The sequence below is a fragment of the Aeromicrobium sp. 9AM genome (assembly GCF_902506105.1).
In the GTDB taxonomy this organism is placed as follows: Bacteria; Actinomycetota; Actinomycetes; order Propionibacteriales; family Nocardioidaceae; genus Aeromicrobium.
In genome coordinates this window covers 174230-189431 of the sequence record NZ_LR733303.1, presented here as the reverse complement: position 1 = coordinate 189431, position 15202 = coordinate 174230, and the positions used below count along the sequence as shown (strand labels likewise).

At 68.9% G+C, this 15202-nt stretch carries 15 protein-coding genes; 3 read left to right on the top strand and 12 right to left on the bottom strand.

Features of this window, described 5'->3' with window-relative positions:
* Nucleotides 1–28 precede the first annotated feature (28 nt).
* The 10 genes from BOSE46_RS00980 to BOSE46_RS00935 all read right to left on the bottom strand — a co-directional run bounded on the left by BOSE46_RS00980 (nt 29) and on the right by BOSE46_RS00935 (nt 11021).
* Entirely contained in the window at nt 29–1111 is a 1083-nt protein-coding gene (locus tag BOSE46_RS00980) for an adenosine deaminase (RefSeq protein ID WP_159537391.1), read from the bottom strand.
* Between the two features lie 12 nt (nt 1112–1123).
* The gene (locus BOSE46_RS00975; RefSeq protein ID WP_159537389.1) at nt 1124–1579 is read right to left on the bottom strand and encodes a MaoC family dehydratase; all 456 of its coding nucleotides are present in this window, start codon (nt 1577–1579) and stop codon (nt 1124–1126) included.
* Between the two features lie 8 nt (nt 1580–1587).
* Entirely contained in the window at nt 1588–2871 is a 1284-nt protein-coding gene (locus BOSE46_RS00970; protein ID WP_159537387.1) for a thymidine phosphorylase, read from the bottom strand.
* Between the two features lie 90 nt (nt 2872–2961).
* Nucleotides 2962–4176, bottom strand: a complete 1215-nt coding sequence (locus BOSE46_RS00965) for a cytochrome P450 (protein WP_159537385.1) — start codon at nt 4174–4176, stop codon at nt 2962–2964.
* Nucleotides 4173–4592 carry a cytidine deaminase gene (locus BOSE46_RS00960; RefSeq protein ID WP_159537383.1) on the bottom strand — a complete coding sequence of 140 codons (420 nt, stop codon included), beginning with the start codon at nt 4590–4592 and terminating at the stop codon, nt 4173–4175. Before BOSE46_RS00960 ends, BOSE46_RS00965 begins: the two co-directional genes overlap by 4 nt.
* A gap of 2 nt (nt 4593–4594) precedes the next feature.
* The gene (locus BOSE46_RS00955; RefSeq protein WP_159537381.1) at nt 4595–5845 is read right to left on the bottom strand and encodes an ABC transporter permease; all 1251 of its coding nucleotides are present in this window, start codon (nt 5843–5845) and stop codon (nt 4595–4597) included.
* Complete coding sequence (locus BOSE46_RS00950; RefSeq protein WP_159537379.1) at nt 5842–6933, bottom strand: ABC transporter permease; 1092 nt, start codon at nt 6931–6933, stop codon at nt 5842–5844. The genes BOSE46_RS00955 and BOSE46_RS00950 overlap by 4 nt, the downstream gene beginning before the upstream one ends.
* Entirely contained in the window at nt 6930–8441 is a 1512-nt protein-coding gene (locus BOSE46_RS00945) for an ABC transporter ATP-binding protein (RefSeq protein ID WP_201299465.1), read from the bottom strand. The genes BOSE46_RS00950 and BOSE46_RS00945 overlap by 4 nt, the downstream gene beginning before the upstream one ends.
* Before the next feature lie 112 nt (nt 8442–8553).
* Nucleotides 8554–9627, bottom strand: a complete 1074-nt coding sequence (locus BOSE46_RS00940; RefSeq protein WP_236551572.1) for a BMP family protein — start codon at nt 9625–9627, stop codon at nt 8554–8556.
* A 227-nt stretch (nt 9628–9854) separates the two neighbouring features.
* Nucleotides 9855–11021, bottom strand: a complete 1167-nt coding sequence (locus tag BOSE46_RS00935) for an amidohydrolase (RefSeq protein ID WP_159537373.1) — start codon at nt 11019–11021, stop codon at nt 9855–9857.
* Between the two features lie 49 nt (nt 11022–11070).
* Here BOSE46_RS00935 and BOSE46_RS00930 point away from each other — a divergent pair, with 49 nt between their 5' ends.
* Complete coding sequence (locus BOSE46_RS00930; protein WP_159537371.1) at nt 11071–11442, top strand: hypothetical protein; 372 nt, start codon at nt 11071–11073, stop codon at nt 11440–11442.
* 6 nt (nt 11443–11448) lie between these two features.
* Here the strand turns inward: BOSE46_RS00930 and BOSE46_RS00925 are convergent, their stop codons facing one another.
* A complete protein-coding gene (locus tag BOSE46_RS00925) occupies nt 11449–12738 on the bottom strand; it encodes an MFS transporter (RefSeq protein WP_159537369.1) in 1290 nt (429 codons plus the stop codon).
* A gap of 73 nt (nt 12739–12811) precedes the next feature.
* Entirely contained in the window at nt 12812–13222 is a 411-nt protein-coding gene (locus tag BOSE46_RS00920) for a MarR family winged helix-turn-helix transcriptional regulator (RefSeq protein ID WP_159537367.1), read from the bottom strand.
* Between the two features lie 102 nt (nt 13223–13324).
* Between BOSE46_RS00920 and BOSE46_RS00915 the strand changes: the two genes are divergently transcribed.
* Nucleotides 13325–14548 (top strand): sensor histidine kinase, encoded by a 1224-nt coding sequence (locus BOSE46_RS00915; RefSeq protein WP_159537365.1) that lies wholly within the window; start codon nt 13325–13327, stop codon nt 14546–14548.
* The gene (locus BOSE46_RS00910) at nt 14545–15186 is read left to right on the top strand and encodes a response regulator transcription factor (protein WP_159537363.1); all 642 of its coding nucleotides are present in this window, start codon (nt 14545–14547) and stop codon (nt 15184–15186) included. Before BOSE46_RS00915 ends, BOSE46_RS00910 begins: the two co-directional genes overlap by 4 nt.
* Nucleotides 15187–15202: the final 16 nt, after the last annotated feature.

Sequence of the window (15202 nt, the reverse complement as noted above, 5' to 3'; positions counted from 1 at the left end):
CCGTGGACGGCCTCCTTAGGGAACGGATCTACAACGCGGCGTACTGGGGCTTGATGACGTCGTTGATGATCGCGAGGCGCTGGTCGAACGGCAGGAACGCACTCTTCATCGCGTTGATCGTGAACCAGCGCAGGTCGCTGAGCTCGTAGCTGAACGCGTCGACCAGGAGCTGGAACTCCCGGCTCATCGACGTACCGCTCATGAGCCGGTTGTCGCAGTTGACCGTGACACGGAAGCCGAGGTCCTTGAGCTTGCCGATCGGGTGATCCGCGATCGAGCTCATGTCGGGCACGGCGTTGGTCTGCAGGTTGGACGACGGGCACATCTCGAGCGGGATGCGACGATCGCGGATGTAGGCCGCGAGGCGACCGAGGACGGGACCGCCCGGGGCGTCGAAGTCGATGTCGTCGACGATGCGCACCCCGTGACCGAGACGCTCGGCACCGCATCGCTGGATGGCCTGCCAGATCGACGGCAGGCCGAACGCCTCGCCGGCGTGGATCGTGAAATGGGCGTTCTCGCGGCGGAGGTACTCGAACGCCTCGAGGTGCAGGATCGGCGGGAAGCCGTCCTCGGCGCCGGCGATGTCGAAGCCCGCGACGCCGCGATCGCGGTACTGGACGGCCACCTCGGCGATCTCGAGCCCGCGCTTGGCGTGCCGCATCGCCGTGAGCAGCTGACCAACGACGATCGGGTGGCCGAGTCCGGCCGCCTCCTCCTGACCCTTGACGATGCCCTCCTGCACGGCCTCGACGGTCTCGGTGAGCGAGAGTCCGGCCGACAGGTGCTGCTCGGGCGCCCACCGCAGCTCGGCGTAGACGACGCCGTCGGTGGCAAGATCGACGACGGCTTCGCGGGCGACGCGGGCCAGGTCCTCTGGCCGCTGCATCACCGCGACGGTGTGGATGAAGGTCTCGAGGTATCGCTCGAGCGAACCCGAGCTCGACGCCTCCTCGAACCAGACGCCGAGAGACTCCGCGTCACCGGCCGGCAGGTCGTGGCCGATCTCGTCGGCGATCTCGACGATCGTGGCCGGGCGTACACCTCCGTCGAGGTGCTCGTGGAGGGCGACCTTGGGGGCCTTGGCGATCTGTTCGGAAGTGGCACTCACAGGGTCATCGTGTCATGACGCCATGAGCAGCACGACGGTCTCCGCCACGCAGGCCGGCTTGTCCTTGCCCTTGATCTCGACGGTGTGCTGCAACGTCGCCCGCTGACCCTTCTCGATCTCCTCGACCTCGAGCAGCTCGACGCGGTTGCGCACCTTGGAGCCAACGAGCACGGGCGAGACGAATCGCACCTTGTTGAGGCCGTAGTTGACCCGTGCGACGTCACCTGCGAACGCGTAGACCTGCGCTCCGAGGAACGGCAGCATCGACAGCGTGAGATAGCCGTGCGCGACCGTGGCACCGAACGGCCCGTCCGCGGCACGCTCTGGGTCGACGTGGATCCACTGGCGGTCACCCGTCGCATCCGCGAACAGGTCGATCCGCTCCTGCGTGATCGCCACCCACTCGCTGACACCGAGCTCTTCTCCGGCGGCCGCCGCGATCTCTTTGCTGTTGTTCAAGATGCGCATACCTCAACCTAACGAATGCGGTCGATCACGACGGACGGTACGTCCGGCGACCCCGTGCCGATGTCGTACCCCTCGTCGAGCGCTGCAACCGCGCGCTCGAACCGCTCCGGGGTGTCGGTCTGCAGCGTCAGCAGGGGCTGACCTGCGGTGACCTGGTCGCCGGGCTTGGCATGCATCACGACGCCCGCTGCGGCCTGCACCTGCTCGCCCGGGCGGGATCGCCCGGCGCCGAGGCGCCAGGCCGCCACGCCCACGCTCAGGGCGTCGAGACGGGTCAGTGTGCCCGACGTGGGTGCGGTGATCACGTGCGTCTCCTTGGGGGTGGGGAGTGCCGCGTCAGGGTCGCCGCCTTGAGCGGAGATCATGCGCTTCCACACGTCCATCGCGGCGCCTGAGGCGAGTACGTCCGCAGGATCGACGTCGCCCTTGCCAGCAGCGGTGAGCATCTCGCGGGCCAGCTCGACGGTCAGCTCGACGACATCGGCGGGGCCGCCGCCGGCGAGCACCTCGACGGACTCGGCGACCTCGCAGGCGTTGCCGGCGGTCAGGCCCAGCGGGGTCGACATGTCGGTGAGCAGCGCGACGGTCGTGACGCCCGCATCATTGCCGAGGGCGACCATGGTCTCCGCGAGCTCCCGCGCCATGGGCTCGGTTTTCATGAAGGCTCCGGAGCCGACCTTGACGTCGAGCACCAGGGCGCCGGTGCCCTCGGCGATCTTCTTGCTCATGATCGAGCTGGCGATCAGCGGGATCGCCTCGACCGTGCCGGTGACGTCCCGCAGCGCGTAGAGCTTCTTGTCGGCCGGTGCCAGGCCCGGGCCCGCCGCACAGATCACGGCACCGACGTCCTCCAGCTGCGCCATCATCTCGTCGTTGGTCAGCGCCGCCCGCCAGCCGGGGATCGCCTCGAGCTTGTCGAGCGTTCCGCCGGTGTGGCCCAGGCCCCGACCCGACAGCTGCGGCACCGCGACACCGCAGGCCGCGACCAGCGGTGCGAGCGGGAGCGTGATCTTGTCGCCGACGCCCCCCGTGGAGTGCTTGTCGGCGGTGCCCCACGACAGCGACGAGAAGTCCATGCGCTCACCGCTGGCGATCATCGCGCCGGTCCACCTGCTGATCTCGCGCCGGTTCATGCCGTTGAGCAAGATGGCCATCGCGAGCGCCGACATCTGCTCGTCGGCGACGACCCCGCGGGTGTAGGCGTCGACGACCCAGTCGATCTGGGCGTCGTCGAGCTCGTGCTTGTCGCGCTTGGCCGCGATCACTTCAACGGCATCGAACGGTTCGGTCATGCGGTGTCTCCTGGTCGTGGTGGTTTCGAGTCCCCCACTCGCTGGCGCTCGCGGGAGGTGCCCCCATCGGCCGCGGGCGGCCTTCGCACCTCAACCACCGGATGTGACGGGGATGCGCTCGAAGCCGCGCAGCACCCAGGTCGGGCGGCGCGGCGCCTCCCCAGCCAAGGCGAGGCGGGGGAAGCGGTCGAGCAGGGTCTTGAGGCTGATCTGCAGCTCGAGCCGCGCGAGCGGCGCGCCGAGGCAGAAGTGCAGGCCCATGCCGAAGCCGACATGGGGGTTGGGATCACGGCCGACGTCGAACGTGTCCGCGTCGTCGAACGCGTCGGCATCACGGTTGGCCGACCCCATCAGGCAGGCGATCTTCTGGCCGGCCTTGATCGTCTCGCCACACACCTTGACGTCCTTGGTGGCCGTACGCTCGAACAGCTGCAACGGCGCGTCGAACCGGATGAGCTCCTCGAGCGCGACGTCGATCGGCACCTCGCCGGACGTCACGCGGGCGAGCTGCTCAGGGTGGCTCAGCAGGGCGTGGATGCCGTTGCCGAACACGTTGACCGATGCCTCGTGCCCCGCGTTGAGCAGCAGCACGACGGAGGCCACGAGCTCGTCGTCGCTGAGCTTGGCGCCGCGGCCGCGCTCGGTGATCAGGTCGCTGATCAGGTCGTCGCCGAGGTCAGTACGCCGCTCGGCGACGACCGCGCGTACGTAGTCGGAGAACGCCGTGCTGGCCTCGATCGCCGCGGCCCTGGTGGCGGCATCGACGTTGGGCTCGTACATGTGCACGATGGCCTGCGACCACGCGCGCAGGCGTACGTGGTCCTCACGGGGTACGCCCAGCAGGTCGGCGATGACATAGACCGGCATCGGCTCGGCATAGCGACTGAGGATGTCCACCGTCTGGGGTGATCGTCCGTCGTCGCCAGGCTCGAACAACCCATCCACCATCTCCGTGGCCAGGTCTTGGATTCGAGATCTCATGCGCTCGACGTGTCCTCGCCCGAACGCGCCGGCCACGAGCCTGCGCAGTCGCGTGTGCTCGGGCGGCTCGTTCTCCATCATCTGGTTGCGGTGCAGCGCGTTGAACGGCTCCATCTCGGCGGCCGGCTCCCAGTCGGTCCAGAGCCGGCCGAACGCGCGAGTGCGCAAGACCTGGCTGACCGACTCGTGCGTCGTCGCCAGCCACACGCCCATCGGCTCGTGCCAGAGCACTGGGCCGTTGGCCCGCAGTGCAGCGAGGACCGGGTAGGGATCGCGCAGGAAGTCAGGATTGCCGGGATCGAGCTGGACCGCGTAACGGGTCAACGCTGGTCCAGGTCGTCGGCCCCGAACGCGTCAGGCAGCACCTCGGTCATCGTCTTGACCCCGCTGGGGGTCATGAGCTGCATGTCGGGCCCGCCGTTCTCCCACAACAGCTGGCGGCACCGGCCGCACGGCATCAAGGGAGCACCCTTGGCGTCGACACAGGCGACCGCGATCAGGCGGCCGCCGCCGGTCGCGTGCAGCGCCGAGACCATGCCGCACTCGGCGCACAACCCGACGCCGTAGGCGGCGTTCTCGACGTTGCAGCCCAGCACGACGCGGCCGTCGTCGACGAGACCCGCGACACCCACCTTGAACTCCGAGTAGGGCGCGTACGCCCGACCCATGACCTCGGTCGCATACTTCGCCAGCGACTCCCAGTCGATCGGGTCGTCCGGACCTGAGATTCCCAGTGCCATGGCTAACCCGCGCTGCCTTTTCGATACTGCTGGCCGTCGGCCGCGGGCATTCGCAGGCGTTGAGCGCCGAGCGCCAGGACGAACAGCGTCGTGACGTACGGCGTCATGACCGTGAACTCACGCGGGACCGAGTCGGTCAGCAGGAACCAGGCCAGGACCAGCGCGCCGGCGACACCCATGACGATCGCGCCGTTGATCTGCCCGCGGACCGCCCGCAGCGCCGCGATCAGGAGCAGCGCCAGCGCGACGAGCAGCAGCAGGGCGTGGACGGCGTCGGTGTCGCGCAGGCGCAGCGAGTCCGTGTAGCCGAACGTCAGCGCGCCCATCAGCAACCCGCCGGGCCGCCAGTTGCCGAAGATCATCGCGGCCAGGCCGATGTAGCCACGGCCGCCGGTCTGGCCGGCCCCGTAACCGCTTGACGAGACCAAGGCGAGGAATCCGCCACCGATCCCGGCGAGCGCGCCCGAGACGAGGACCGCGATGTACTTGTAGAGGTAGACGTTGACGCCCAGCGTCTCGGCGGCCTGCGGGTTCTCACCGCATGAGCGCAGCCGGAGGCCGAACGACGTACGCCACAGGATCCACGCCGAAGCCACGACGAGCCCGAAGATGATGAAGGTCAACGTGGAGATGTTGGTCGTGAGAGCAGCCACCACCGAGGCGACGTCCGACACGAAGAACCAGTGCTTGTCGGCGAGGTCGAGCGCTGCCTCGGAGATGACCGGGGTCTTGGTGATGATCGTCGGCGGATCGAGCCCGATGAGCTGGCGCGGGCCACCGCCCTCGTAGTCGGAGAACACCGCTTCGGCGAGGTAGGTCGCCGCCCCCGCGCCGATGAGGTTGATCGCGACGCCCGACACGATGTGGTCCACGCCGAACGTCACCGTCGCGACGGCGTGCAGCAGACCGCCGATCATGCCCAGCAGCGCGGCTCCGAGGATGCCCACCCACGGCCCGTAGTGATAGGTGAAGAACGCCGCACCCCACGTACCGAGGATCATCTGTCCCTCGAGGCCGATGTTGACGACGCCCGCGCGCTCGGCCCAGAGGCCGCCGAGCGCGGCCATGAGGATCGGGCAGGTCGAGATGATCGCCGCGCGAAGCGTGCCGGCCGAGTCGAGGTCGTTGGTGTCGGTGACGATGCGCACGAGCGACACCACGGCGATGCCGACCAGCGTCAGGTAGAACCAGTTCTTCGTCAGCCTCTGGACGAGCCCCGGCGATGCGTTCTTCGTGGTGGTCGAGGTGCTCATGCCGTCGCCTCCGTCGCTGCGGGAACCTCATCGGCCACGACGCGGCGTTCGAGCCTCGTGCGCCATCGGCGTACGACCTCGTAGGCCACGACGACCGCGAGCACCGCCACGCCCTGGGTGATCTGGACGATGCTCGGCGAGACGTCGGTGCCGAACGTCAGGGTGTTGGACTGTGCCGACAGGAACGCGAACAGCACGGCGCCGAACAGCATCCCGAGCGGCCGGTTGCGGCCCAGCAGTGCGACCGCGATGCCCAGGAAGCCGAGCTGCGACTGGTAGGAGGTGCCGTACGAGCCGGCGTCACCGAACAACGCGGGCAGCCAGACCAGGCCGGCGACGCCACCGGACAGCATCATCGCGATCACGATCATGCGCTTGGGGTTGACGCCGGAGGCGAGCGCGGCCGACTGCGACTGGCCGCTGGCCCGCAGGTCGAAGCCGAAGCGGGTCTTGTTGAGCAGGACCCAGAAGCCGACGCCCACGAGCACGGCGAGGATCGACAGGGCCCAGACCTGCCCGTCCCTGGGCTCGTAGGGCGTGAAGCCCTTGACCATGCTGCCGCTCTTGATCGTCTTGGTGTGCACCGAGTTGCCCTCGTGCACGCCGTGCCGGTCGACCAGGTAGCCGACGAGCGTGACGGCGATCGCGTTGAGCATGATCGTGGAGATCACCTCGCTGACACCTCGCGTCGTGCGCAGGATGCCGGCGATGCCGGCCCATGCGGCGCCGACCGCGACCGCGATGATGATCGACACCGCGACGTTGAGGAAGCCGCCGAGGTACGCCGCTCCGGCGAACGACGCGGCCGCGAACGAGGCCATGAGGTACTGGCCCTCGATGCCGATGTTGAACAGCCCCATGCGGAAGCCGATCGCGGCGGCCACGGCCGCCGTGTAGATCATCGCGGTCTGGTTGATGATGTTGACCCGCAGCCGTGGCGACGGGTCGCTGAACATTGCGGACCAGAAGTCGCCCGGCGAGCTGCCGACGGCGGCGATGACGATCGTGGTGACCAGCACCGAGACGACGATCGCGATGGCGGGCGCGAGCAACGCCATCCCGACCCTGCGCAAGCGCACGCTGTTCATACGGTCTGCCCTCCGGTCATGGCGGCGCCGAGATCCTGCGGCGTGACGGTGGACGGCTCGAACGTGCCGACGAAGCGGCCGCGCAGGATCACCTGGATCGTGTCGGACAGGCCGATCAGCTCGTCGAGGTCGGCCGAGATCAGCAGGACTGCGAGGCCGGCCTTGCGTGCGCGCTTGATGTGCCCCCAGATCGCGGCCTGGGCGCCGACATCGACGCCGCGCGTCGGGTGCGAGGCGATCAGCAGCTTGGGGTCACCGCTCATCTCGCGGCCCACGATGAGCTTCTGCTGGTTGCCACCGGACAGGGCACGGGCGAGCGTGTCGATGCCGGGCGCGCGTACGTCGTACTCCTCGACGATGCGGGTCGTGTCCTTGCGGGCACCGGAGCGGTTGATCCACGGTCCCTTGACGTTGGGCGCCTCGGTCTGGTGGCCGAGGATGCGGTTCTCCCACAGGGGCGAGTCGAGCAGCAGGCCGTGGCGGTGACGGTCCTCGGGGATGTAGCCGATCCCCGCCTCGCGGAGCTTGCGGGTGTGCCAGCGCGTGACGTCCTCACCGCTCAGCGTGATCCGCCCGCTCGTCGGGATGTGCATGCCCATGATGGCCTCGACGAGCTCGGACTGGCCGTTGCCCTCGACGCCGGCGATGCCGAGGATCTCGCCGCGGTGGATCGCGAGCGAGATGTCGCTCAGCAGGTTGCGGCCGAACTCGTCGGTCAGCGTGACGTCGTGCAGCTCGAGCTCGACGACGTCCGTCACGGTCGACTCGCCGGTCTCCGGCGACGGCAGTTCGGAGCCGACCATCAGCTCGGCGAGCTCGTGCTTGGTCGCGGTCTTGGGATCGGCAGTGCCGACGGTCGTGCCGCGTCGCATGACCGTGATGTCGTCGGCGATCGCGAGGACCTCGTCGAGCTTGTGCGAGATGAACAGCACGGAGTTGCCGGCGCTGCGGAGCTCGCGCAGGTTGGCGAACAGCGCGTCGACCTCCTGCGGCACGAGGACGGCGGTCGGCTCGTCGAGGATGATGATCTTGGCGCCGCGGTAGAGCACCTTGGCGATCTCGAGCCGCTGGCGGGCCGCGACACCGAGCCGCTCGACCAGCACGTCGGGCTCCAGCTCGAAGCCGAAGCGGTCGGAGATGCGGCGGATCTCGGCGCGGGCGTTGTCGCCGATGCCGTGCAGCTTCTCGGCGCCGAGCACCATGTTCTCGAGCACAGTGAGGTTGTCGGCCAGCATGAAGTGCTGGAACACCATGCCCACGCCGTTGTCGATCGCGTCGGTCGGCGACTTGAGGACGACCTCGTTGCCGTTGATCTCGATCGTGCCGTCATCGGGCTTCTGCACGCCGTAGAGGATCTTCATCAGCGTCGACTTGCCGGCGCCGTTCTCGCCGATCAAGGCATGCACCGTGCCTGAGCGGATGGTCACATCCACGTCATGGTTGGCGATCACACCGGGGAACCGTTTGCCGATCCCTCGCAGCCTCACCGCATCCACTTCTGATGGCACGGACACTCCTCCCGCAACAAGTCACACGCTGATTCGTGACACAAAAAGGTACGAACCTGGGCTGAACGCTACCGCGCCCAGCCCAGGCTCGTCTGTACTGGTCGAACACTCCCTACGGAGTGGTCGGGACCTTGATCTCGCCGCTGATGATCTTGGCCTTGTAGCCGTCGATGTCAGAGGCGATGTCGTCCACGAAGCCACCGGACGTCGCGTAGCCGACGCCGTCAGCCTTGAGGTCGTAGACCTGGTAGCTGGTCAGCGCCTTGTCGTCGTTGACCGACTTCACGAAGTCGTACGTCGCGGTATCGACGCGCTTGAGCATCGACGTCAGGATGTGCGGCTTCTGGGCGGCGGTCGCCGTCAGGTACTGGTCGGAGTCGACACCGATGGCCCACTTGCCGTCGCCGGCATCGACCGCGGCGTCGAAGACACCGGAGCCCGAGCCACCAGCAGCGTGGTAGACGACGTCAGCACCCTTGTCGAACTCGCCCGTCGCGGCAGCCTTGCCACCGGCCGGATCGCCGAAGCCCTTGAGGTCGGACTCCTGGATGTAGGCGACCTCGACCTTGATGTCGGGCTTGGCAGCCTTGGCACCCGCGGTGTAGCCGGCCTCGAACTTCTTGATGAGGTCGTTGTGGACGCCACCGACGAAGCCGATCGTGCCGGACTTGCTCTTCTCGGCAGCGGCGACGCCGACGAGGAAGGAGCCCTGCTCCTCGGCGAAGCCGAGGTAGGCGACGTTCTTGTTGACGTCCTTGTCGGGATCGAAACCGTCGATCACGCCGAAGTGGACGTCCGGGAAGTCGGGCGCGACCTTGTTGACCGAGTCGCTGTAGGCGAAGCCGACACCGATGATGGTCGTGGCGCCGTTCTCGGCGAAGTTGCGCAGACGGTCCTCGCGAGCGGACTCGGCCTCACCATCGGCCGCCTCACCCTCGACACAGGTCGCGTCGAACTCCTCGACGGCCTTCTTGAGGCCGACGTACGCCGAGTCGTTGAACGACTGGTCGCCGCGTCCGCCGACGTCGTAGGCGAGACCGATCTTCGGTCCATCGCCCTTGGCGGTCTTGCAGACGTCCTTGCTGGCGGCGGGCTTGTTCCCACCGTCACTGCCGCCACTGTCGCTGCTTCCGCAGCCCGCAAGAGCGAGCGCGGCAACGGCAGCTACGGCGGAAAGCTTGGTCAATCGACGCAAAATTCCTCCTCGGTAGAGCCGGGGAGCCCGGCACGTCCTCAGACCCTAGTTGTCACACGGGCCATGCGGGAGCGGCACAGGGACATTCAACGCAGTTGATACCGATTCGTAACCTCTCCCCACGTTGGGGAGTCACCTCACCACGCTTCGCATCTGACGCCTTCGGCGTGAGCGCTCCCACTTCGTTAGCGCGCAGTGAGGCAGACTCGCTGCGCTCGCTAGCTCACTGCGGCGCAGGCCAGCACCTTGGCGCCGATCGCGATGGCGCGCTCGTCGATCCGCAGGTTGCCCTGGTGCAGGTCGTACGTCGGACCGTCGGGCGTACGGGTGCCCAGCCGGCCCATCGCACCCGGCACGGCCTCGACGTACCAGGCGAAGTCCTCCCCGCCGAGGCTCTGCGCGGTCGATGCGACGCCACTGGGGCCGATCGCCTGGGTCACCGCGCGGCGCATGATCTCGGTCGCGCCGAAGTCGTTGACGACAGGCGGGACGCCACGCGTGTAGGTCACGTCGGCACTGACGCCGAACGGCTCGATGATGTCGCTGATCAGGCCGCGCACGAGGTGCTCGGCCTGGTGCCACGCCGCGGCATCGAGCATGCGGAGCGTGCCGCTGAGCTCGCCCGTCGACGGGATGACGTTGGCCGCGTTGCCGGAGTGGATCTGGCCCCAGACCATGCTGGCGCCCGCGCGCGGGTCGAACCGCCGGGACAGCACGGCCGGCAGCTGGGTCAGCAGGCTGCCGAGGGCGTAGGTGAGGTCCTCGGTGAGGTGCGGGCGCGAGGTGTGTCCGCCGCGGCCGCTGAGCTGCACGTGGATGTGGTCGGAGGCACCGGTGATCGGGCCTTCTCGCAGGCCCACGTGGCCGACGTCGAGCGACGGGTCGCAGTGCAGCGCGAAGATGCGCGAGACGCCGCGCAGCGCGCCAGCGGCCAGCAGCTTGAGCGCGCCGCCGGGCATGACCTCCTCGGCGGGCTGGAAGATCAGGCGCACGCGCACCGGCAGCTTCTCGTCGGCGTCGGCCTGGGCCAGTGCCACGGCAGCGCCCAACAGGGCAGCGACGTGGACGTCGTGACCGCAGGAGTGCGAGACGCCGGGGACGCTCGACTTCCACGGGTCCTGGGACGTGTCGACCACCGGCAGGCCGTCGAGGTCGGCCCGCAGTGCCACGATCGGGCCGCCGTCGGGGCCGATCTCGGCCGCCAGGCCCGTGCCCTCGAAGCGTTCGTAGGAGATGCCGCTCTTGTCCATCCACGTCGCGACCAGGTCGGTCGTACGCTCCTCGTGCCACGAGAGCTCGGGATAGGCGTGCAGCTCGCGGCGCACCTCGATGAGGTCGGGAGTGACCACGTCGACGGAACGCGCGAGGGCATCGGACAAGGACATTCACTCAGGATATCGCTGATTCGCCGGCGTCCGGCACTACTGTCTGGGCATGGACGTCTGGGATGTGCTCGACCACCCGGTGCTGGTCACGGTGGCGTTCTTCGTGCTGGCGGTCGTCCTCTCGCTCGCCTGGGCGGTGCTGCGGCTCTTGTGCGTACGCGCGAAGGGTGGGCCCTCTTCGGGTGTCGACCTGCGAGCCGTCGCGGCGGCCTGGCGTCAGCGACCCAAGGCGTCGGACGTCGTCGACGTCGGCCAGCTCCAGGCGATGATCCACCAGGCCCTCGTCTCGGCCCCGGGCGCAGAACCCACCGCCGACACCAAGGAGTCCCGCATCGCGACCCTCGAGGCCCTGCACGCCGAGGGCCGGATCACCGCGGAGAAGCTCGCCGAGCTCAAGGCCGCGATCGCCGCCGAAGGCTGAGCAGCCCTAGGGAAGAGACGTCGTCCTGACCGGTCGGCCGGGCCAGCGCATGTCCCGGGCGACGGTCTGCAGCTCGGGGCGGTGGATGTCCTGCTTGTGCAGGTACCAGAGCGTGCCGGCGGTGATGCCGAGCAACGAGACCGCTCCGCCGCCGATCAGCATCCAGCGTGCGCCGAACTCCTCGCCGACCCAGCCGATCAGCGGCGCGCCGAACGGGGTGCCGCCCATGAAGATCATCAGGTAGAGCGCCGCGACCCGGCCGCGCATCATCGGGCTCGTCGTCATCTGGATCATGGCATTGGCCGACGTGACCATCGTCAGCGCACACAGGCCAAGCAGCGGCAGGATCGCGGCGAAGGTCGCGTAGCCCGGCATCAGGCCCGAGATGATCTCGACGACTGCGAAGGCGGCGCCGGCGAGCACGACGAAAATGAGCCGGGGACGCGCCCGCCGAGCTGCGAGCAGGGCTCCTGCCAGCGAGCCGACGGCCATGATCGAAGCGAGGATGCCGTACTCGCCCGCACCCTTGTGGAACACCTCGGTAGCCATCAGGGCGCTCGTCATCTGGAAGTTCATGCCGAACGTGCCGACGAAGAAGACACAGGTCAGGATCAGGATGAGGTCGGGCCGCGAGCGTACGTACCGGACGCCGTCTCGCACGGCGCCCTTGCGGGTGCCGGTGACCGGCGACGGGCGCAGGCGGCTGCCGTCGAGGAGCTGGAGCGACACGAACACCGCGACGTAGCTGATCGCGTTGGCCAAAATGACCCACCCGGTGGCGCGTACGCCCGAGCCGAGGGCCGCGATCAGGACACCGGCGACCGCCGGACCGATCATGCGGGCGGAGTTGAACGAGGCGGAGTTGAGGCCCACCGCGTTGGCCAGGTCGTCCCGGCCGACCATCTCCACGACGAACGACTGCCGCGCCGGGGCGTCGAACGCCGTGCCGATGCCGAACACGAACGCCAGGGCGTACACGTGCCACGCCTGGACGACGCCCGTGATCGCGAGGATGCCGAGGAGCGCAGCGGGGATCGCCATGGCGGCCTGCGTGAACCGCAGCACGGTGCGCTTGGGCACCCGGTCGGCCACGACGCCGGCGATCGGCGAGAACAGCAGGACCGGCAGCAGCTGGAGGCCGGTCGTGATGCCGAGCGCCGTGCCGCTGTGGGTCAGCTGCAGGATCAGCCAGTCCTGCGCGACGCGCTGCATCCACGTGCCGATGTTGGAGACAAAGGCGCCGATCGCGTAGATGCGATAGTTGCGGATCGACAGCGCCCTGAACGTGGGGCTCATCCGGGGTCCCCGCGAAAGCGTGAGCCCGTGGAAGCGATCACGTCGGAACTCCGCGAGCGGTTTCGTGGGGTGGTCAACTTGCAGCCAACCGTTCCAGCAGTGCGGTCGCCTCCCTCAACGTCTTGCGCTCGGCGGTCGTGAGCTCGGCGAGGCGCTGCGCGAGCCACTCGTCGCGGCGTACGCGCTCCTCGGCCAGCACGGCGTCGCCCTTGTCGGACACCGAGATGAGCACCTGGCGGCCGTCGTCGGGGTGCGGCTCGCGGATCGCGAGGCCCTCGTCGACGAGGCACGTGAGGGTGCGGGTGATGGAGGGCGGCTGGACCCTCTCGTGTGCGGCGATCGCGCTCGGCGTGGACGGGCCGAGCTTGAGGATCGAACCGAGGACGGAGAGCTGCGTCGGGGTCAGGTCCGTCTGGCGCTCCTGCCGGAGGCGACGGTTGAGACGGGCCACCGACCGAGCGAGCTGGTGCGAGTCAGTGGGCATATCCTTAGCATACCTCATTACCTATGCTAATCAAGTGTGGTCGATGGCCATCTCCCCCGTGCAGGGGATCTGCCGCCGCCGCGATCGTGGCAACATCGAGATGTGAATCCGGGACGTGCCCTGCTCCAGGTACTGGCGCCCGCCACGTGGCGGCGGTGGGTCTACCTCGTGCTGGGTGGCGCGGTGTTCACGCCCTACCTCCTGGTCGGCGTCTACCCCGTCGTCGCGGCGTGGGGCGGGCGCACCGCTGCCGTCACGGCGGCCGCCGCCGGTGGCGTCGTCCTCGTGCTCGCAGCCATCGCACTGACGGCGATGCTCGAGGCCGTGCGGCAGCTGGAGGTCGTGGCCGCGAAGCTGCTGCTGCGTGGGCCGCTGACCTCCGAGCTGATCCCGTCGTCCGTCAGCGGCGCCGACCGGGTACGCGCGGGGGCGTTCTTCGCGCTGCACCTGCTCTGTGGCGGGCTCGTCGGCTTCGCGACGATCATCGTCCTGCCCTCGGGCATCACGTTCCTGCTCGCCGCAGTCGGCGTGGTCGACCTGAGCGGCGACAGCGCGTGGCAGGGCCGGTCGCAACCTGTCATGGCGCTCGTCGGCGCCGGCTGCCTGGTCGTGTTCGCGTACGGCACGGTGCTCCTCGGCGCGCTGATGTCGTGGGCGGCGCCTCGGCTCCTCGGCCGCTCGTCGACGTCCAGGCTCGCCGAGATGGAGCGGGTCACGGGCGAGCTGTCGGAGCGCAACCGGCTGGCTCGCGAGCTGCACGACTCGGTCGGCCATGCGCTCAGCATCGTCACGATCCAGGCCGGCGCCGCCCGCAAGCTGCTCGATGCCGATCCGGAGTTCGCCCGCGAGTCGCTCGCGGCTGTCGAGCAAGCGGCGAGCCAGGCGCTGGCCGACCTCGACGGTGCGCTCGCCACGCTGCGTGACGACGGCCCGCCCGGTCATCGGCGGACGCTCGACGACATCGACGCGCTGATCGGCCAGAGTCAGGCGGCCGGCCTCGTGATCGAGGCCGAGCTCGCCGGGCCGATCGCCGCGTTGCCTGAGCCTGTCTCCCGCGACGCGTTCCTCGCAACCCAGGAGGGTCTCAGCAACGTGTTGCGGCACGCCGGACCGGTGCCGGTCGCGCTGCGGCTCGCGGCCGACGACGACTCCATACGCATCCACGTGTCGAACCCGATGCCGGCCCGTCCGCTCCCGGCGCGGCCGTCGGGCGGACGAGGACTCCGGTGGATGAGCGAGCGCATCCAGAGCCGCGGCGGCACGGTCGCCGCCCGCGAGGTCGACGGCCGCTGGCGCCTCGACGTGACGATCCCGGTCGAGCCGTGACGAGGGTCCTGATCGTCGACGACGAGCCGTTGATCCGCCGAGGCCTCAGGGCCGTCGTCGATGCCGAGGACGACCTCGAGGTCGTCGGTGAGGCGGTCGACGGCACCGAGGTCGTGCCGCTCATCCGGCGCGAGCGACCCGACGTCGTGCTGATGGACGTACGCATGCCCCGCATCGACGGCATCCGGGCAACGGAGCTGCTGCTCGCGGCGTTCGACGAGCCGCCCCACGTCATCGTCGTCACGACGTTCGAGAACGACGAGTACGTCTACGACGCCCTGCGTGCCGGCGCGAGCGGATTCCTGCTCAAGCGCGCCGGACCCGAGCAGGTCGTCGACGCGATCCGCATCGTGGCCCGCGGCGAGTCGCTGCTGTTCCCTGCGGCGATCCGCTCGATGGCCGGCAGCCACCTCGGCACGCCGCCTCGAGCTCGGCGGTGGTCCCTGACCGAGCGCGAGGAGCAGGTGCTCCGCCTCGTCGCGCAGGGCGCGAGCAACTCCGAGATCGCCCAGGAGCTCTTCGTCACGGTGGAGACCGTCAAGACCCATGTCAGCAACGTGCTGGCCAAGCTCGGTGTCCGAGACCGGCTGCAGGCCGTCATCGAGGCGTACGAGACCGGGTTCATCACGACCCGCTGACCTCCCCCGAGTGCGC